We start from the raw sequence: 18617 nt of genomic DNA, 5'->3' as shown, positions 1-18617 counted from the left end.
TCAAGCCGCAAAGAGCGCCGCTTGCAGCTTCGGGCTTGTGGCTTGCCGCTAGCGACCGAAGGTAGCTATATGACCGACTTCCAGAACATCCAACTCGACATCGACCCGCGCGGCGTCGCCAACCTCTGGCTGAACCGCCCGGAAAAGAACAACGCCTTCAACGCCCAGACCATCGCCGAACTGATCCAGGCACTCGACATCGTCGCCGGCGAGGAGCGCGTGCGCCTGCTGGTGCTGCGCGGGCGCGGCAAGCACTTCTGCGGCGGCGCGGACCTTTCCTGGATGCAGGAGTCCGTGCAGCTGGACTACCAGGGCAACCTGAACGACGCCCAGCAGCTCGCCGAACTGCTCTACAACCTGCACCACCTGAAGAAGCCGACGCTCGCCGTCGTCCAGGGCGCGGCCTTCGGCGGCGGCGTCGGGCTGGTGGCCTGCTGCGACATGGCCCTGGCCGCCGAGGACGCACAGTTCTGCCTGTCCGAGGTGCGCATCGGCCTGATCCCGGCGACCATCGGCCCGTTCGTCACCAAGGCCATCGGCCAGCGCGCCGCCACCCGCTACGCCATGACGGCCGAGCGCTTCAGCGGCGTGCGCGCCCGTGAGCTGGGCCTGGTGGACGAGCACTACCCGGCCGCCGAACTGGAGGACGAAGCCGACGCCTGGATCGCCAACCTGCTGAGCAACAGCCCGGCAGCGCTGGTGGCCTGCAAGGCGCTGTTCCACGAAATCGGCGCGGGCGAGCTCAAGCCTGAACTGCGCCGCTACACCGAAGCGGCCATCGCCCGCATCCGCATCAGCACCGAGGGACAGGAAGGCCTGCGCGCCTTCCTCGACAAACGCAAACCGGCCTGGCAGGAGCAAGTCTGATGAAGAAGATCGATACCCTGCTGGTGGCCAACCGCGGCGAGATCGCCTGCCGCGTGATGCGCACCGCCAAGGCCCTGGGCCTGACCACCGTGGCCGTGCACAGCGCCACCGACCGTAACGCGCGCCACGTCGAGGAGGCGGACATCGCCATCGACCTGGGCGGGGCCAAGCCCGCCGAGAGCTACCTGCGCGCCGACGCCGTGCTGGCCGCCGCGAAAGCCGCCGGCGCCCAGGCCATCCACCCCGGCTACGGCTTCCTCTCGGAGAACGCCGGTTTCGCCCGCGCCTGCGAAGAGGCCGGTTTGATCTTCCTCGGCCCACCGGCCAGCGCCATCGATGCCATGGGCAGCAAGTCCGCCGCCAAGGCGCTGATGGAAACCGCCGGCGTGCCGCTGGTGCCCGGCTACCACGATGAGGCGCAGGACTACGCGACCTTCCAGCGCGAGGCGCAGCGCATCGGCTACCCGGTGCTGCTCAAAGCCGCCGCCGGCGGTGGCGGCAAGGGCATGAAGGTGGTCGAGCGCGAGGCCGAACTGGCCGAGGCGCTGGCATCCGCCCAGCGTGAAGCGCAGTCCGGTTTCGGCGATTCGCGCATGCTGGTGGAGAAGTACCTGACCAAGCCGCGCCACGTGGAAATCCAGGTATTCGCCGACCAGCATGGCCATTGCCTGTACCTCAACGAGCGCGACTGCTCGATCCAGCGCCGCCACCAGAAGGTGGTGGAAGAAGCGCCGGCGCCGGGGCTCTCCGCCGAACTGCGCGCCGCCATGGGTGAATCCGCCGTGCGCGCCGCCCAGGCCATCGGCTACGTCGGCGCCGGCACCGTGGAGTTCCTCTACGACGAAGGCAGCGGCCAGTTCTTCTTCATGGAAATGAACACCCGCCTGCAGGTGGAGCACCCGGTCACCGAAGCCATCACCGGCCTCGACCTGGTGGCCTGGCAGATCCGCGTCGCCCGTGGCGAGCCGCTGCCGATCACCCAGGAACAGGTGCCGCTGATCGGCCACGCCATCGAAGTGCGCCTCTACGCCGAAGACCCGGAAGGCGGCTTCCTCCCGGCCAGCGGCCACCTCGCGCTGTACCGCGAACCCGCCGCCGGCCCCGGCCGCCGGGTGGACAGCGGCATCCGCGAGGGCGACGACATCTCGCCGTTCTACGACCCGATGCTGGCCAAGCTGATCGCCTGGGGCGAGAACCGCGAGGAAGCGCGCCAGCGCCTGCTGTCGATGCTGGCTGAAACCGCCGTCGGCGGCTTCAAGACCAACCTGGCTTTCCTGCGCCGCGTGCTGGCCCACCCGGCCTTCGCCGAGGGCGAGCTGGATACCGGCTTCATCGGCCGCTACCAGGACGCCCTGCTGCCCGCCGCCACCGCCCTGCCCGAGCGCTTCTGGCAGCTCGCCGCCGAAGCCTGGGTGCAGAGCGAAGCCGCCCGCGTGCGCGGCGACGATGCCCACTCGCCGTGGTCCGCCCAGAGCGGCTGGCGCAGCGGCCTGCCGGGAGAAACCGACCTGCACCTGCTGGCCAAGGGCGAGTCCCAGGTGGTGCGCCTGCGCCATGCCGATGGCCAGCGCATTGCGCAGCTCGACGGTCAGTGGCTGGATGTGAACGACGGTGAGATCCGCCGCCGTCACCAGGTGATCCGCCGGGGCGACAGCCTCTACCTGGAATGGAACGGCGAGCTGGTCAGCGTGCAGCGCTTCGACCCCATCGCCGAGGCCGAGGCCGCGCATTCGCACCAGGGCGGACTGGGCGCACCGATGAACGGCAGCATCGTGCGCATCCTGGTCGAGCCCGGCCAGAGCGTCGAAGCCGGCGCCGCGCTGGTGGTGCTCGAAGCCATGAAAATGGAACACAGCATTCGCGCGCCGCACGCCGGCGTGGTGAAATCGCTGTATTGCAGCGAAGGCGAACTGGTGTCGGAAGGTACGGCGCTGGTGGAGCTGGAGGAGGCGCCGGCCTGAAGCCGGCTCTTGTAGGGCGCATAACGCGCCCAACATGACTTCCGCCTGATACCGATGCCGCTTTTTTGTAGGAGCGAGCTTGCTCGCGAACGCATTGCACCCAGAGCCACCGGAGTGATGCGGTTCGCGAGCAAGCTCGCTCCTACGAAGAGCCAAAGCCGCCCTTCGCGAGAACCCAACGAGGACACTCCATGACCCTGCCCCAATCCGTCCGCCTCGTCGAAGTCGGCCCGCGCGACGGCCTGCAGAACGAGAAACAACCCATCGCCGTGGCCGACAAGGTGCGCCTGGTGGACGACCTGACCGCCGCCGGCCTCTCCTACATCGAAGTCGGCAGCTTCGTCTCGCCCAAGTGGGTGCCGCAGATGGCCGGCTCGGCCGAGGTCTTCGCCGGCATCCAGCAGAAGGCCGGCGTCACCTATGCCGCCTTGGCGCCGAACCTGAAGGGCTTCGAGGCCGCGCTGGAATCGCGGGTCAAGGAAGTCGCGGTGTTCGCCGCCGCCTCCGAGGCCTTCTCGCAGAAGAACATCAACTGCTCGATCAAGGAGAGCCTGGAGCGCTTCGTGCCGATCATGGAAGCGGCGCGCCAGCATGGCGTGCGCGTGCGCGGCTACGTCTCCTGCGTGCTCGGCTGCCCCTACCAGGGCGAGGTGGACGCGGAACAGGTCGCCGCCGTCGCCGCGGAGCTGCACGCCATGGGCTGCTACGAAGTCTCCCTGGGCGACACCATCGGCGTGGGCACCGCCGGCGCCACCCGCCGCATGTTCGAAGTCGTCGGCCAACGCGTGCCGCGCGCGCAACTGGCCGGGCACTTCCACGACACCTACGGCCAGGCCACGGCGAACATCTATGCCAGCCTGCTGGAAGGCATCGCCGTATTCGACAGCTCGGTCGCGGGCCTCGGCGGCTGCCCCTACGCCAAGGGCGCCACCGGCAACGTCGCCACCGAAGACGTGCTCTACCTGCTCAACGGCCTGGGCATCCACACCGGCATCGACCTGGACCTGCTGATCGACGCCGGCCAACGCATCTGCACCGTGCTCGACAAGCCCAATGGTTCGCGCGTGGCCAAGGCGCAACTGTCCAAGCGCTGAGCCACGCCTGTACCTGACCGATACACGTGCGCTCGGCAGCCCTCACCCCAACCCTCTCCCACAGGGAGAGGGGGCTGATTGTGCCAGCTGACGCGATAGCTTCATCCTGAACCGAACGGTCCCCTCTCCCCTTGGGAGAGGGTTAGGGTGAGGGAAAGCACAAGCTCGGATTTTCACAAGAGGCAGACCGTAGGGCGCATAAAGCGGAACGCATTATCCGCCGCCGCGAAAAGCGTTCCCACGATTCCCGACATCCTCCTGTAGGAACGGGCCATGCCCGTGATCGCGGGCATGGCCCGTTCCTACAGGGAGCCACGACACTCGACACCGACCGTAGGGCGCATAAAGCGGAACCGCCGCCGCGAAAAGTATTCCCTTGCGTAGGAGCGGACTCTGTCCGCGATAGATCCGCATGCGCTGGGGGCCATCGCGGACGGAGTCCGCTCCTACGATTCCCGACACCCACCTGTAGGAACGGGCCAATGCCCGTGATCGCGGGCATGGCCCGCTCCTCCAGGGAGCCCCCGGGTTTGTTCGCGAGGAAGGACCAGGCGTCCCCCTCGGTTCTACAAAGAGCCTCCGCATCCCGGTACAGTGCGCCCTCTGCCCCTTGCGCACGGCCCGCCCCATGACCGACACCCACAGCCTCAAGGACTACCCCAGCGTCCGCCAACTGGCGATCCGCTCGTTGTTCGAGATCTTCGAGCAGTTCAGCGAGGGCACGGTGATCGTCGACCGCGAGGCGCGCATCGTCTGGATCAACCAGCGCTACGCCCAGCGCTTCGGCCTGGACAGCGCCGAGCAGGCCATCGGCCGGCCGGTGGAACAGGTGATTCCCGGCAGCCTCATGCGCGAGGTGGTCAGCAGCGGCCGGCCGATGCTGCTGGACATCCTCGACATGGCCAAGGACCCGTTGGTAGTGATGCGCGTGCCGATCCGCGACGACGCAGGCGTTGTCATCGGCGGCATCGGCTTCGCCCTGTTCGACGAGTTGCGCGCGCTCTCGCCGCTGCTCACCCGCTACCAGCGCATGCAGGCCGAGCTGGCCTCGACCCGCTCGCTGCTGCAGGCGCGCCAGGCCAAGTACAGCTTCGCGCACTTCATCGGCACCAGCCCGGCCAGCCTGGAGGTGAAGCGCCGCGCGCGCCGCGGCGCCGCCAGCGAGGCGCCGATCCTGCTGCTGGGCGAAACCGGCACCGGCAAGGAACTGCTCGCCCATGCCATCCACGCCTCCTCCCCCCGCGCGGACAAACCCTTCGTCAGCATCAACGCCGCCGCCATTCCCGAGACCCTGCTGGAAGCCGAATTCTTCGGCACCGCGCCGGGCGCCTTCACCGGCGCCGACCGCAAGGGCCGCGCCGGCAAGCTGCAGATCGCCCAGGGTGGCACGCTGTTCCTCGACGAGATCGGCGACATGCCGCTGGCCCTGCAGAGCAAGCTGCTGCGCGTACTGCAGGAAAAGGAATTCGAGCCGGTCGGCTCCAACGAGGTGCTGCGCAGCGACATCCGCCTGATCGCCGCCACCTCCATCGACCTCGACGCCGCCGTGCGCGAGGGGCGCTTCCGCGCCGACCTGTTCTACCGCATCAACGTCCTGCCCATCGAGATTCCACCGCTGCGCGAACGCCTGGACGACCTGCCGGCGCTGTGCGAAGCCATCCTCGATGACCTGCGCGACGACCGCCAGGCGCTCTTCGAGCTGGATGCCGGCGGCCTCGCGCTGCTCGCCCGGCATGCCTGGCCGGGCAACGTGCGCGAGTTGCGCAACCTGCTCGAGCGCACCGTGCTGCTGGGCGACCGCCCGCAGATCGACGCCGCCGCCCTGCGCGCGGCGCTGGGCGAGCTGCAACCGCTGCCGGCCGCCACGACAGCGCCGTCAGCCAGGCTGGCCGAAGGACAGGATTTCTACGCCGCGCGCGAGGCCTTCGAGCGCGAGCTGATCGCCAATACCCTGGCCGAACACGCCGGCAATGTCGACGCCGCCGCGCGCCGCCTGGGGCTGGGCCGCTCGACGCTGTACAAAAAGATGGCGGCGCTGGGCCTGCAGGCCTGACATGAGTCCCTAAAACGAGACATGTCTCAATTTGGAGACAACTCCTCTGTATCAAGCTTTACGGCAAGCCCGCCTGATTCACGATCACATTCGTCTCCATTCCGAGACAAACCCCTGCTGCGCGCCATGCGAATTCTCAAAATAAGACTTTAAAATCAAATAGTTACAATCCTGGCACGGTCCTGGCTATGTCGTCTCTCGCGGCCTTCGCGCCGCACAGCCGACATAACAACAATCAACGCTGCCCGAACGCGAACAGACCCCAGCGGACCCCACGGCGAGTCCCGCTTCGCACTCGGCGCCGCGCCAGGAGATCACCCGATGAGCCGTTCCACGCTCAATCACGCTGCCGTTCTGACCGCCCTCGGTTCCACCCTCGCCCTCTCGCCCCAGGCCTTCGCCGAATTCCTTGCCGACAGCAAGGCCAGCGTCGAGCTGCGCAACTTCTACTTCAACCGCGATTTCCGCCAGGACAATGCCACGCAGTCCAAACAGGAAGAGTGGGCGCAGGGTTTCCTGCTGCGCTACGAATCCGGCTACACCGAGGGCACCATCGGCGTGGGCGTGGACGCCCTCGGCCTGCTGGGCGTGAAGCTGGGTTCCAGCCCCGACCGCGCCGGCTCCGGCCTTCTACCGCGCGACAAACACAAGGTCAACGGCGCGGCGGACGACTACAGCGAGCTGGGCCTGACCGCCAAGCTGCGCGCTTCGAAAAGCGTACTGAAAGTCGGGACCCTGCTGCCCAAGCTGCCCACCGTGCTGGCCAACGATTCACGCCTGCTGCCACAGACCTTCGAAGGCGCGCACCTGAATTCCGCCGAGTTCGCCGGCCTGACCTTCGACGGCGGCCGCCTGCGCCAGGTGAGCCAGCGCGACTCCTCCAACCGCGAGGACATGACCGTCACCAGCGGCAGCGCGCGCGGCATCGTCGCCACCGATACCAGCGACCAGTTCGACTTCGCCGGCCTGAGCTACAAGTGGACGCCGCAACTGACCACCGGCTACAGCTACGCCAAGCTCGATGGGCTCTATGACCAGCACGTCGTCAACCTGGTACACGTGCTGCCGATTGCCGCGGGCCAGTCGCTGAAGACCGACCTGCGCTACGCGCGCTCCGACGACGACGGCCACAGCAACGTCGACAACCGCGCCTTCGGCGCCATGCTCACCTATACCCTGGGCGGCCACGGCTTCGGCGCCGGCTACCAGTCCATGAGCGGCGACACCGGCTTCGCCTACATCGGCGGCACCGACGCCTTCCTGGTCAACTTCGTGCAAATCGGCGACTTCGCCAACCGCGACGAGAAATCCTGGCAGGCCCGCTACGACTACGATTTCGCCGCCCTGGGCGTACCCGGCCTGACCTTCATGACGCGCTACCTGTCCGGCGACAACATCGAGCTGGGCGCAGGCAAGCCCGAAGGCAAGGAGTGGGAGCGCGACACCGATATCGGCTATGTGGTGCAAAGCGGCCCGCTGAAGAACCTCGGCGTGAAGTGGCGCAACGCGACGGTGCGCTCCAGCCACTTCGGCAACGACCTGGACGAGAACCGCCTGATCCTCAGCTACGTGCTGCCACTGTGGTAAACGCCTGATCGCCTGAACTCTCAATCGTAAAGCAGGCCCATTACAACAAGAACGACGCGCGGCCCTGGCCGCGCTGAACCTGGAGATACTTCGATGAGCGTGGTCATCGCCCTTGCGGCCCTCGCCCTGCTGATGCTCGCCGCCTACCGCGGCTACAGCGTGATCCTCTTCGCCCCCATCGCCGCGCTGCTGGCGGTGCTGCTGACCGACCCATCCGCCGTCGCCCCGGCCTTCACCGGGGTGTTCATGGAGAAGATGGTCGGCTTCGTCAAACTCTACTTCCCGGTGTTCCTGCTCGGCGCGGTGTTCGGCAAGCTGATCGAGCTGTCGGGCTTCTCGCGCTCCATCGTCGCCGCGGCCATTCGCCTGCTCGGCACCAGGCAGGCGATGCTGGTGATCGTGCTGGTCTGTGCCCTGCTCACCTACGGCGGCGTGTCGCTGTTCGTCGTGGTGTTCGCGGTCTACCCCTTCGCCGCCGAGATGTTCCGCCAGAGCAACATTCCCAAGCGGCTGATCCCGGCGACCATCGCCCTGGGCGCGTTCAGCTTCACCATGGACGCCCTGCCCGGCACCCCGCAGATCCAGAACATCATCCCCACGGCCTTCTTCAACACCACCGGCTGGGCCGCGCCCTGGCTGGGGCTGATCGGCAGCCTGTTCGTCTTCGCCGTGGGCATGCTGTTCCTGCGCCGCCAGGCCGGCAAGGCACGCGCCGCCGGCGAAGGCTACGGGACCGAGCTGCGCAACGAGCCGGAAACCGCCGACGACATCCGCCTGCCCCACCCGCTGCTGGCGCTCTCGCCGCTGGTACTGGTGGGCGTCGCCAACCTGCTGTTCACCCACTGGATTCCCCAGGTCTACGGCAAGACCCATAGCCTGCAACTGGCCGGCATGGCCGCGCCGGTGGCCAGCGACGTGGCCAAGCTGACCGGCATCTGGGCGGTGCAGGCGGCGCTGCTGCTGGGCATCCTGCTGGTGCTGGTGACCAGCTTCGCGGTGATCCGCAGCAAGATCGCCGAGGGCAGCAAGACCGCCGTGGCCGGCGCGCTGCTGGCAGCCATGAACACCGCCTCGGAATACGGTTTCGGCGCGGTGATCGCCTCCCTGCCCGGCTTCCTGGTATTGGCCGACGCGCTGAAGAAGATCCCCGATCCGCTGGTCAACGAGGCCATCACCGTCACCACCCTGGCCGGCATCACCGGTTCGGCGTCGGGCGGCATGAGCATCGCCCTGGCGGCCATGTCCGAGCAGTTCATCGCCGCCGCCCATGCCGCCAACATCCCGCTGGAGGTGCTGCACCGGGTCGCGGCAATGGCCTCCGGCGGCATGGACACCCTGCCGCACAACGGCGCGGTGATCACCCTGCTGGCGGTCACCGGCCTCACCCACCGCGAGGCCTACAAGGACATCTTCGCCATCACCCTGATCAAGACCCTCGCGGTGTTCGTGGTGATAAGCACCTTCTACGCCACCGGGATTGTATAACCGGTTGTCTTCAAGCGGTCGCCGCGCGGCGGCCGCCCCGTTCCAGAGGAGATTTGCATGACTCTCAAAGGCAAGACCGCACTGGTCACCGGCTCCACCAGCGGCATCGGCCTGGGTATCGCCGCGCGCCTCGCGCAGGCGGGCGCCAACGTGGTGGTCAACGGCTTTGGCGATATCGATGCGGCGGTGCGCGAGCTGTCGGTGCACGGCACGCGCATCGGCCACCACGGCGCGGACATGGCGCAACCGGAACAGATCGCCGAGATGATCGCCTACGTCGAACGCGAGTTCGGCGGCCCCGACATCCTGGTCAACAACGCCGGCATCCAGCACGTCGCGGCGCTCGAGGAGTTCCCCGTAGAGCGCTGGAACGCGATCATTGCCATCAACCTCTCCTCGGTATTCCACACCACCCGCCTGGCATTGCCGGGCATGCGCCAGCGCGGCTGGGGGCGCATCCTCAACATCGCCTCGACCCACGGCCTGGTCGCCTCCGCCGGCAAGAGCGCCTACGTGGCCGCCAAGCACGGGGTGATCGGCCTGACCAAGACCACCGCCCTGGAAACCGCCACCAGCGCCATCACCTGCAACGCCATCTGTCCAGGCTGGGTGCTGACGCCGCTGGTGCAGCAGCAGATCGATGCGCGGGTGCAGGCCGGCGCCAGCCCGGAGCAGGCGCGCCACGACCTGCTGGCGGAGAAGCAGCCGTCGCTCGATTTCGTCACCGCCGAACAGCTCGGCGAGCTGGCGCTATTCTTGTGTTCAGAAGCCGCCGCCCAGGTCCGCGGCGCCGCCTGGAACATGGATGGCGGCTGGGTCGCGCAGTGATTTACCCGCACCGGCGAAGCACGGGTGGCGAAGCTTCGTGTCAAGATGATGGGTACCGCTTGTCGGCGGTGCCCACCGATCCTTCGCTGGAGTCGTCGTCAATGAACCCACTGCTCTGGACCCCCTCCCCCGAACGCATCGCCGCCACCCGGATGGACGCCTTCCGCCGCAAGGTGGCGCAGCAGCACGGGCTCGACCTGCCCGACTACGCCGCCCTGCACGCCTGGAGCATCGCCGAGCGCGAGGCCTTCTGGCTGGCCATCGTCGATACCTTTGGCGTGCAGTTCCACGAAGCGCCCACCGCGGTGCTCGAGGAAGGCCCGGAAATGCCCGATGCGCGCTGGTTCCCCGGCGCCACCCTGAACTTCGCCGAGCACCTGCTGCGCCGCCGCGACAGCAAGCCGGCGCTGATCGCCATCAGCGAGGACGAACAGCGCGAGGTGATCAGCCACGCCGAACTGGCCGCCCAGGTCGCCGGCCTGCAGCGCGCCCTGCGCGAAGCGGGAGTGGGCGTCGGCGACCGCGTCGCGGCGTTCATGCCCAACACCTGGCAGACCGTGGTCGGCATGCTCGCCACCACCAGCCTGGGCGCCACCTGGTCGAGCTGCTCGCCGGACTTCGGCACCCAGGGCGTAATCGACCGCTTCGGCCAGATCGAGCCCAAGGTGCTGATCGCCTGCGCCGGCTACCGTTACGCCGGCAAGGTGCTGGACCTCACCGCCAAACTCAACGAAATCCTCGCCCAGCTGCCCAGCCTGGAGCAGCTGCTGATCGTGCCCTATGCCAACGGCCACGCGCGCCGCAGCGACTTCCAGACCCCGGCGCGGGTCAGCCTCTGGCAGGACTTCTTCCACAGCGGCGGCGAACCGGTGTTCACCCCGGTGCCCTTCGACCACCCGCTGTACATCCTCTACTCCTCCGGCACCACCGGCGTGCCCAAGTGCATCGTCCACGGCGCCGGCGGCGTGCTGCTGCAACACCTCAAGGAACACGGCCTGCACGTCGACCTGGGGCCGGACGACACGCTGTTCTACTACACCACCTGCGGCTGGATGATGTGGAACTGGCTGGTGTCGGGCCTTGCCGTCGGTGCCACCCTGGTGCTCTACGACGGCTCGCCTTTCCACCCCGGCCCCGAGCGCCTGATGGATTTGATCGACGCGGAGGACATCAGCGTCTTCGGCACCAGCGCCAAGTACATCGCCGCGCTGGAGAAGGCCAACGTGCGGCCGCGCCAGACCCACTCCCTGGCGCGCCTGAAGACGATCCTGTCCACCGGCTCGCCGCTTGCCCACGAGAGCTTCGACTACGTCTACCGCGACGTGAAGCCCGACCTCTGCCTGTCGTCCATCTCCGGCGGCACCGACATCGTCTCCTGCTTCGCCATCGGCAACCCCACCGCGCCGGTGTGGCGCGGGGAAATGCAGTGCAAGGGGCTGGGCATGGCCGTGGAAGTCTGGGGCGAGGACGGCCAGCCGGTGCGCGGCGAGAAAGGCGAGCTGGTCTGCGTGCGGCACTTCCCGTCGATCCCGGTGGGCTTCTGGAACGACGAGAACAACGAGAAGTTCCTCGACGCCTACTTCGCCACCTTCCCCGGCGTCTGGGCCCATGGCGACTACGCCGAGGAAACCGAACACGGCGGCCTGGTGATCCACGGCCGCTCCGATGCCGTGCTCAACCCGGGCGGTGTGCGCATCGGCACCGCGGAAATCTACCGCCAGGTGGAGAAGATCGAGCAGGTGCTGGAATCCATCGCCATCGGCCAGGAATGGCAGGGCGACGTGCGCGTGGTGCTGTTCGTGCGCCTGCGCGACGGCGTGGCGCTGGACGAGGCGCTGCAGGAGCGCATCCGCCAGACCATCCGCAACAACACCACGCCGCGCCACGTGCCGGCGAAGATCCTCGCGGTCAGCGACATCCCGCGCACCATCAGCGGCAAGATCGTCGAACTGGCAGTGCGCAACGTGGTGCACGGCCGACCGGTGAAGAACACCGACGCCCTGGCCAACCCGCAGGCGCTGGAGTTGTTCAGGGATCGGAAGGAGCTGGAGAGCTGAGGTGCACCGACGGCGCCGGCGTGCCGGCCCTGGTTCGCGAGCAAGCTCGCTCCTACGAAGAGCGTGCCGGAGTAGGCCTGCAGGAACGAGCTTGCTCGCGAACCCTACCCGCAACCTCGTAGGAGCGGAGCTTCTCCGCGATCCGGCCGGCAGGCCGGCCTGTTCCGCCATCGCGGGCATGGCCCGCTCCTACAGGGACATCGCATTCGGATGAACTGGGCGCCCGGCCCATGCCCACGGCTCGCCAACACTCCAGCGGCGTATAACGCTGGCGCGTTATACGCCCTACAGGCTAGCTCTCGTAGGAGCGGAGCTTCTCCGCGATCCGGCCGATAGGCCGGCCAGTTCCGCCATCGCGGGCATGGCCCGCTCCTACAGGGACGTCACATTCGGATGGGCTGGGCCGGCCCATGCCGACGACCCATCGTAGGGCGCATAACCTGGAACAGGTTATCCGCCGGCCATCCCGCGGCGAATAACGCTGGCGCGATATGCGCCCTGCAGGCTAGCTCTCGTAGGAGCGGAGCTTCTCCGCGATCCGGCCGATAGGCCGGCCTGTTCCGCCATCGCGGGCATGGCCCGCTCCTACAGGGATATCGCATTCGGATGGGCTGGGCCGGCCCATGCCCACGACCCCTCGTAGGGCGCATAACCTGGAACAGGTTATCCGCCGGCCATCCCGCGGCGGATAACTCTGGCGCGATATGCCCCCTACCGAGCAAACCGTGCACCAGCCAATCAGCCACCGCCCGGATGCGTGGCCCGGGCGGCGCTGATCAGGCGTCGCCCAGCGACTCGGTGCCCAGCTCGTCCCACACCGCCTCGGCGAGGTGGAAGGTGGCGTTGGCCGCCGGGATGCCGCAGTAGATCGCGCTCTGCAGCAGGACTTCCTTGATCTCCTCGCGGGTCACGCCGTTGTTGCGCGCGGCGCGCAGGTGCAGGGTCAGCTCACCCTCGCGGTTCATGCCGATCAGCATGGCGATGGTGATCAGGCTGCGGGTGTGGCGCGGCAGGCCCGGGCGGGTCCAGATGTCACCCCAGGCGTGGCGGGTGATCATTTCCTGGAACTCCTCGTTGAAGGCGTTGCGCTTCTGCAGGCTGCGGTCGACGTGGGCATCGCCCAGCACCGCACGGCGCACCTGCATGCCGGCTTCGTAGCGTTCTTTCTCGTCCATCTCTAACTCCGATATGAGTCTGTAGGAGCGAGCTTGCTCGCGAACAATCCCCGCTGCAGAGCCTGGGGTTCGCGAGCAAGCTCGCTCCTACAAGAGCAAAAGCGGTCAGGCGCGCAGGAAGTCCAGCACGCGTTGGCTGAAGGCATCGCCGGCCTGCACGTTGGACAGGTGCGCGGCGCGGAATTCCACCAGTTCGGCGCCAGGAATGCGCGCCTGCAGGAAGCGGCCATCTTCAGTCGTAGTCACCGGATCGGCGGCGCCACAGACCACCAGGGTCGGCGCGCTGATCGCACCGATCTCGCCACGGAAATCGGCATCGCGCACGGCCGCGCAGTTGGCCGCGTAACCTTCGGGCGACGTCTGCGCCAGCATGCCGACAATGGGCTCGACCTTGCCCGGATAGCTCTCCGCGAAGTCCGCGGTGAACCAGCGCGAGATCGACGCATCGCGCAGGTTGCGCATGGCCTCGGCACCGCCACTGAGCACGGTTTCGATGCGCGGGTTCCAGACTTCCGGGGTGCCGATCTTCGCGGCGGTGTTGCACAGCACCAGGCGCGAGAGGCGCTCGGGCGCATGGATGCCCAGCCACTGGCCGATCAGGCCGCCCATGGACAGGCCGCAGAAATGCGCGCGCGAAATTTCCAGCGCATCCAGCAGGGCGAGCACGTCGCGGCCGTTCTGCTCGATGCTGTACGGGCCGGGGGTGACCAGCGAGCCACCGTGGCCACGGGTGTCATAACGCAGTACGCGGAAGTGCTCGGCGAAGGCCGCGACCTGCGCGTCCCACATGTGCAGGTCGGTGCCCAGGGAGTTGGACAGCACCAGCACTGGCGCGCCGGCAGGGCCTTCCAGTTGATAGTTCAGGTCGCCATCGGCGAGACGTACGGCAGGCATGCAAGGCTCCTAGCGCAAAGATTCATCGTGTTCGGCCAGCGCGCGCTCGACCCAGCGGCGCGCCTGGCCCAGGTAATGGGCGGGATCGAGAAGGCGATCCAGCTCCCCGGCATTCAATTGGGCAGCGACCTCGGCGTTGGCCCCGAGCACAGCGCGCAGGTGCGCGCCCTCCTTCACCGCCTGCTTGCAGCAATGCTCCACCAGCTGGTGCGCGGCGTCGCGGCCGATGCGCTGGGCCAGGGCGATGCTCACGGCTTCGGCGAGCACCAGGCCACGGGTCAGGTCGAGGTTCGCCAGCATCCGCTGCGCGTCCACTTCCAGACCCGGCACCAGGCCCAGCGCCTGTTGCAGAGCGCCGGAGACGAGGCAGCACAGCTCCGGCAGGCTTTCCCATTCGGCGTGCCAGAGGCCGAGGCTGCGCTCGTGCTCCTGGGGCATGGCGGCGAACAGGGTCGCGACGAGGCCCGGCGCGCGGGTGGCCGCGCCGATCAGCACGGCGGCGCCCACCGGGTTGCGCTTGTGCGGCATGGTGGAAGAACCACCCTTGCCCGGCGCGGAGGGCTCGAAGACTTCGCCGGCCTCGGTCTGCATCAGCAGGCTGAGGTCGCGGCCGAGCTTGCCGAGGCTGCCGGCGATCAGCCCGAGCAGGCTGGCAAATTCCACCAGGCGGTCGCGCTGGGTGTGCCAGGGTTGCTCGGGCAGTTGCAGGTGCAGCTCATCCGCCAGCGCCTCGGCCACGGCGAAGCCCTGTTCGCCCAGCGCGGCGAGACTGCCGGAAGCGCCACCGAACTGCAGGCACAGGAGGCGCGGCTTGAGCTCGTTCAGGCGCTGGCGATGGCGGGTGATCGCACCCAGCCAGCCGGCGATCTTCATGCCCAGGGTGACCGGCGTCGCGTGCTGCAGCCAGGTGCGGCCGACCATGGGCGTGCCGGCGTGGACCTTGGCCTGCACGGCGAGCGCGTCGGCCAGTTGGGCGAGGTCGCCTTCCAGCAGCTCGATGGCGGCACGCAGTTGCAGGACCAGGCCGGAGTCCATGGCGTCCTGGCTGGTGGCGCCCAGGTGCACGTAGCGCTCGGCCTCGGCGTCCTCGGCGGCGATGCGCTTGCCCAGCGCCTTCACCAGCGGGATCGCGGAGTTGCCGGCACTGCAGATGGCCTGGGCCAGCGCCTCGAAATCGTAGAGTTCGGCGCGGCAGGCAGCGGCGATGGGCGCCACGGCGCTGGCCGGGATGACACCGACGCGAGCCTGCGCACGGGCCAGCGCAGCCTCGAAGTCGAGCATGCCCTGCACCCGTCCGCTGTCGCTGAAGATTGCGCGCATGGCGGGCTGGGTGAAGTAGGCATCGAGAAGAAGGTTGGTGCTCACGAGGTGGCTCCGGAGATCGGGCAGGCTTAGTCGGACAGTATGACCGGAGAGTTGCTTTCTGTAGGAGCGAGCTTGCTCGCGAACCTGGTCCCGCAGCGGGGTTTGTTCGCGAGCAAGCTCGCTCCTACGAAGAGCAAAGAGCTAAACGCGCTCGACGACCAGCGCCACGCCCTGCCCTACGCCCACGCACATGGTGCACAGGCCGAGCTTGCCGCCGGACTTCTGCAACTGGTGTACCGAGGTCAGCACCAGGCGCGCGCCGCTGGCGCCCAGCGGGTGGCCGAGGGCGATGGCACCGCCGTTGGGGTTGACCCGGGCGTCGTCATCGGCGATGCCGAGCTCACGGGTCACCGCCAGGCCCTGGGCGGCGAAGGCTTCGTTCAGCTCGATCACGTCGAACTGGTCTACCGACAGGTTCAGGCGCTCCAGCAGCTTGCGCACCGCCGGCACCGGGCCGATGCCCATCACCCGCGGGGCGACGCCGGCGCTGGCCATGCCGAGCACTTTCGCCCGCGGCGTCAGGCCGTGTTTCTTCACCGCGTCGGCGCTGGCGAGGATCAGCGCCACGGCGCCGTCGTTGACGCCCGAGGCGTTGCCGGCGGTGACGGTCTTGCCTTCGCCGTTGACCGGCTTGAGCTTGGCCAGCGCTTCCAGGGTAGTGTCCGGGCGCGGGTGTTCGTCGGTGTCCACGACGGTCTCGCCCTTGCGACCCTTGATCACCACCGGGACGATTTCCTCGGCGAAATAACCGCTGGCCTGGGCGACGCCGGCACGCTGCTGGCTGCGCAGCGAGAAGGCATCCTGGTCGGCGCGGCTGACGTGGTAATCGTCGGCGACGTTGTCGGCAGTCTGCGGCATGGCATCCACGCCGTACTGGGCCTTCATCAGCGGGTTGATGAAGCGCCAGCCGATGGTGGTGTCCTCGATCTTCTGGCCGCGGCCGAAGGCGCTGTCGGCCTTGCCCATCACGTAGGGCGCGCGGGACATGGATTCCACGCCGCCGGCAATGACCAGTTCGGCTTCGCCGCTGGCGATGGCGCGGAAGGCGGTGCCCACCGCGTCCAGGCCCGAGGCGCAAAGACGGTTGAGGGTGACGCCCGGCACGCTGTCCGGCAGGCCGGCCAGCAGCAGCGCCATGCGTGCGACGTTGCGGTTGTCCTCGCCGGCCTGGTTGGCGCAGCCGAGGTACACCTCGTCCAGCGCGGCCCAGTCGACCTGCGGGTTGCGATCGACCAGCGCCTTCACCGGCACCGCGGCGAGGTCGTCGGCGCGCACGCCGGAGAGCGCGCCGCCGAAGCGGCCGATGGGCGTGCGCACGGCGTCGCAGATGAAGACCTCGCGGCTCATTCCTCACCTCCCAGCTGGCCGTGGGCGGCGGCGGTGCGGGCTTCGAGGGCGCGCAGGGCTTCCAGCTCCACGTCGGTCGGCGCGACGGTTTCGCCCACCTGCTCGGCAAAGCGGATCGCCCAGCCGGTGTTCTCGATCACCTGCTCGCGGGTCACGCCCGGGTGCAGCGAGGTGACGATGAATTCGTTGCTGCCGGCTTCCGGCTCCATGATGCACAGGTCGGTGATGATCGCCACCGGGCCCTTGCCCGGCAGGCCGAGCTGCTGGCGATGGTCGCCGCCCTCGCCGAAGCCGACGGAGGTGATGAAGGCCAGCTTGTCGACGAAGGTGCGGTGCGACTGCTTGAGGATGATCAGCACTTCCTTGGCGGAACCGGCGATCTCCGGCGCGCCGCCGGCGCCGGGCAGGCGCACTTTCGGCGAGCGGTAGTCGCCGATGACGGTGGTGTTGATGTTGCCGAAGCGGTCGACCTGGGCGGCGCCGAGGAAGCCGACGTCGATACGCCCGCCCTGCAGCCAGTAGCGGAAGATCTCGCCGGTGGGCACCACGGTGTCGGCGGTCTCGGCCAGTTCGCCGTCACCGATGGACAGCGGCAGCACGCTGGGCTTGGCGCCGATGGGGCCGGATTCGTAGATCAGGACCACGTCCGGGGAGGCGGTCAGGCGCGCCAGGTTGGCGGCCTTGGACGGCAGGCCGATGCCGACGAAGCAGACGGCGCCGTTCTTCAGGCGGCGGGCGGCGGCCACGGTCATCATTTCATTGGTGCTGTAGGCGCTCATTACTTGGCCTCCGCGAGTTTGGAACGGAACTCTGCAAAATCCTTGGTGCCACGGATGTAGGTGTCGATCCAGGCGTTGAAGGTGTCGCGGTCGCGGGCGATCGGGTCCCAGGCCTGGTAGAAGCGGTTGTCGCGCTCGGAGTAGCCGTGGGCGTAGGACGGGTGCGAACCGCCGGGCACCAGGCAGACAGCGGACAGCGCCCAGGTAGGCAGCACGCAGGCGTTCATCGGCGCGTCCAGGTCGTCGACGATCTCTTCCACGGTGACGATGCAGCGCTTGGCGGCCAGGGCGGCTTCCTTCTGCACGCCGAGGATGCCCAACAGCAGCACGTTGCCCTTGCGGTCGGCCTTCTGCGCGTGGATCACGGTGACGTCCGGGCGCACCGACGGCACGGCGGCCAGTTGCTCGCCGGTGAACGGGCAGTTGATGAACTTGATGTTCGGGTTGACCTTCGGCAGGTCGGAACCGGCATAGGCGCGCAGCACGGCGAACGGCAGGCCGGAGGCACCGGCGACGTAGGAGTTGGCGAGGTCGGCATGGCTGTGTTCGTCGATCTCCAGCGCGCGCGGCCAGCCCTTCTCCACTGCGTCACGCAGACGATGCAGCGAACCGACGCCGGGGTTGCCGCCCCAGGAGAAGGTCAGCTTGCGCACGCAGCCGGCACCGATCAGCAGGTCGTAGACCAGGTCGGGGGTCATGCGCACCAGGTGCAGGTCTTTCTTGCCCTGGCGGATCAGCTCGTGGGAGGCAGCGGTCGGGATCAGGTGGGTGAAGCCTTCGAGCGCGACGGTGTCGCCGTCGTTGACGAAGCGCTCGACCGCTTCGCGGAGAGTCAGGAGTTCAGCCATGGTCGGTCTCGTTGTGTAGGGGGTGCCGATGGGAAAACAGTACCGTCGGGGGGATGGGTGAACAATGCGATAATCGACTATTGGTGCGAATATCGAACACTTCTCTTAGGGGGCTAACGGCTGGATTGCAGGGCGCAGATGGCCGCCTGGGCGGGCGCCGACCCTATCCGCGGATCGCGAGCGTGGCTCGCTCCTACAGGGGGCACAGCGTTGACCTGTAGGAGCTGGCCATGCCTGCGACAGCCCGGGCGCTGGAGCATCGCGGACGGAGTCCGCT

Annotated in this window: 14 protein-coding genes; 8 read left to right on the top strand and 6 right to left on the bottom strand. The window is 68.0% G+C overall.

Annotation, left to right across the window (positions count from 1 at the left end):
- Window positions 1–69 precede the first annotated feature (69 nt).
- From ACNFIA_RS30790 to ACNFIA_RS30755, 8 genes are all read left to right on the top strand, one after another.
- The gene (locus ACNFIA_RS30790; protein ID WP_259754302.1) at window positions 70–867 is read left to right on the top strand and encodes a gamma-carboxygeranoyl-CoA hydratase; all 798 of its coding nucleotides are present in this window, start codon (window positions 70–72) and stop codon (window positions 865–867) included.
- Window positions 867–2828 carry an acetyl/propionyl/methylcrotonyl-CoA carboxylase subunit alpha gene (locus ACNFIA_RS30785; RefSeq protein ID WP_416790848.1) on the top strand — a complete coding sequence of 654 codons (1962 nt, stop codon included), beginning with the start codon at window positions 867–869 and terminating at the stop codon, window positions 2826–2828. Before ACNFIA_RS30790 ends, ACNFIA_RS30785 begins: the two co-directional genes overlap by 1 nt.
- Before the next feature lie 191 nt (window positions 2829–3019).
- The gene (locus ACNFIA_RS30780; RefSeq protein WP_416790847.1) at window positions 3020–3922 is read left to right on the top strand and encodes a hydroxymethylglutaryl-CoA lyase; all 903 of its coding nucleotides are present in this window, start codon (window positions 3020–3022) and stop codon (window positions 3920–3922) included.
- Window positions 3923–4550: 628 nt separating this feature from the next.
- The gene (locus ACNFIA_RS30775; RefSeq protein WP_416790846.1) at window positions 4551–5975 is read left to right on the top strand and encodes a sigma-54 interaction domain-containing protein; all 1425 of its coding nucleotides are present in this window, start codon (window positions 4551–4553) and stop codon (window positions 5973–5975) included.
- Window positions 5976–6296: 321 nt separating this feature from the next.
- Complete coding sequence (locus ACNFIA_RS30770; protein WP_416790845.1) at window positions 6297–7562, top strand: OprD family porin; 1266 nt, start codon at window positions 6297–6299, stop codon at window positions 7560–7562.
- 93 nt (window positions 7563–7655) lie between these two features.
- Window positions 7656–9047 carry a GntP family permease gene (locus tag ACNFIA_RS30765; protein ID WP_416790844.1) on the top strand — a complete coding sequence of 464 codons (1392 nt, stop codon included), beginning with the start codon at window positions 7656–7658 and terminating at the stop codon, window positions 9045–9047.
- A 57-nt stretch (window positions 9048–9104) separates the two neighbouring features.
- Window positions 9105–9875, top strand: coding sequence for a 3-hydroxybutyrate dehydrogenase (locus ACNFIA_RS30760; protein WP_416790843.1), 771 nt, complete (start codon window positions 9105–9107; stop codon window positions 9873–9875).
- 101 nt (window positions 9876–9976) lie between these two features.
- Window positions 9977–11932, top strand: a complete 1956-nt coding sequence (locus tag ACNFIA_RS30755) for an acetoacetate--CoA ligase (protein WP_416790842.1) — start codon at window positions 9977–9979, stop codon at window positions 11930–11932.
- 776 nt (window positions 11933–12708) lie between these two features.
- On the opposite strand, the gene pcaC is transcribed toward ACNFIA_RS30755, so the two are convergent.
- The 6 genes from pcaC to ACNFIA_RS30725 form a co-directional block, all read right to left on the bottom strand.
- Window positions 12709–13107, bottom strand: coding sequence for a 4-carboxymuconolactone decarboxylase (pcaC, locus tag ACNFIA_RS30750; protein ID WP_045208224.1), 399 nt, complete (start codon window positions 13105–13107; stop codon window positions 12709–12711).
- A 105-nt stretch (window positions 13108–13212) separates the two neighbouring features.
- Window positions 13213–14001, bottom strand: a complete 789-nt coding sequence (gene pcaD, locus ACNFIA_RS30745; RefSeq protein WP_416790840.1) for a 3-oxoadipate enol-lactonase — start codon at window positions 13999–14001, stop codon at window positions 13213–13215.
- Window positions 14002–14010: 9 nt separating this feature from the next.
- Window positions 14011–15366, bottom strand: a complete 1356-nt coding sequence (locus tag ACNFIA_RS30740) for a 3-carboxy-cis,cis-muconate cycloisomerase (protein ID WP_416790839.1) — start codon at window positions 15364–15366, stop codon at window positions 14011–14013.
- 141 nt (window positions 15367–15507) lie between these two features.
- Window positions 15508–16713, bottom strand: a complete 1206-nt coding sequence (gene pcaF / locus ACNFIA_RS30735; protein ID WP_416790838.1) for a 3-oxoadipyl-CoA thiolase — start codon at window positions 16711–16713, stop codon at window positions 15508–15510.
- A complete protein-coding gene (locus tag ACNFIA_RS30730; protein WP_416790837.1) occupies window positions 16710–17492 on the bottom strand; it encodes a CoA-transferase subunit beta in 783 nt (260 codons plus the stop codon). Before ACNFIA_RS30730 ends, pcaF begins: the two co-directional genes overlap by 4 nt.
- Window positions 17492–18340 carry a CoA transferase subunit A gene (locus ACNFIA_RS30725; RefSeq protein WP_416790835.1) on the bottom strand — a complete coding sequence of 283 codons (849 nt, stop codon included), beginning with the start codon at window positions 18338–18340 and terminating at the stop codon, window positions 17492–17494. The genes ACNFIA_RS30730 and ACNFIA_RS30725 overlap by 1 nt, the downstream gene beginning before the upstream one ends.
- Between the last annotated feature and the right edge of the window lie 277 nt (window positions 18341–18617).

This window comes from Pseudomonas sp. NY15437 (assembly GCF_048068435.1).
GTDB classification, from domain to species: Bacteria; Pseudomonadota; Gammaproteobacteria; order Pseudomonadales; family Pseudomonadaceae; genus Pseudomonas; species Pseudomonas nitroreducens_B.
This window is presented reverse-complemented; position numbering and strand designations above follow the sequence as displayed.

Excerpts from the sequence above, each read along its gene's own strand:
- pcaC (WP_045208224.1), bottom strand. The coding sequence starts at position 13,107 with ATGGACGAGAAAGAACGCTACGAAGCCGGCATGCAGGTGCGCCGTGCG.
- ACNFIA_RS30755 (WP_416790842.1), top strand. The coding sequence starts at position 9,977 with ATGAACCCACTGCTCTGGACCCCCTCCCCCGAACGCATCGCCGCCACC.
- ACNFIA_RS30770 (WP_416790845.1), top strand. The coding sequence starts at position 6,297 with ATGAGCCGTTCCACGCTCAATCACGCTGCCGTTCTGACCGCCCTCGGT.
- ACNFIA_RS30765 (WP_416790844.1), top strand. The coding sequence starts at position 7,656 with ATGAGCGTGGTCATCGCCCTTGCGGCCCTCGCCCTGCTGATGCTCGCC.
- ACNFIA_RS30790 (WP_259754302.1), top strand. The coding sequence starts at position 70 with ATGACCGACTTCCAGAACATCCAACTCGACATCGACCCGCGCGGCGTC.
- ACNFIA_RS30775 (WP_416790846.1), top strand. The coding sequence starts at position 4,551 with ATGACCGACACCCACAGCCTCAAGGACTACCCCAGCGTCCGCCAACTG.
- ACNFIA_RS30785 (WP_416790848.1), top strand. The coding sequence starts at position 867 with ATGAAGAAGATCGATACCCTGCTGGTGGCCAACCGCGGCGAGATCGCC.
- ACNFIA_RS30725 (WP_416790835.1), bottom strand. The coding sequence starts at position 18,340 with ATGGCTGAACTCCTGACTCTCCGCGAAGCGGTCGAGCGCTTCGTCAAC.
- ACNFIA_RS30730 (WP_416790837.1), bottom strand. The coding sequence starts at position 17,492 with ATGAGCGCCTACAGCACCAATGAAATGATGACCGTGGCCGCCGCCCGC.
- ACNFIA_RS30760 (WP_416790843.1), top strand. The coding sequence starts at position 9,105 with ATGACTCTCAAAGGCAAGACCGCACTGGTCACCGGCTCCACCAGCGGC.
- pcaD (WP_416790840.1), bottom strand. The coding sequence starts at position 14,001 with ATGCCTGCCGTACGTCTCGCCGATGGCGACCTGAACTATCAACTGGAA.
- ACNFIA_RS30780 (WP_416790847.1), top strand. The coding sequence starts at position 3,020 with ATGACCCTGCCCCAATCCGTCCGCCTCGTCGAAGTCGGCCCGCGCGAC.
- pcaF (WP_416790838.1), bottom strand. The coding sequence starts at position 16,713 with ATGAGCCGCGAGGTCTTCATCTGCGACGCCGTGCGCACGCCCATCGGC.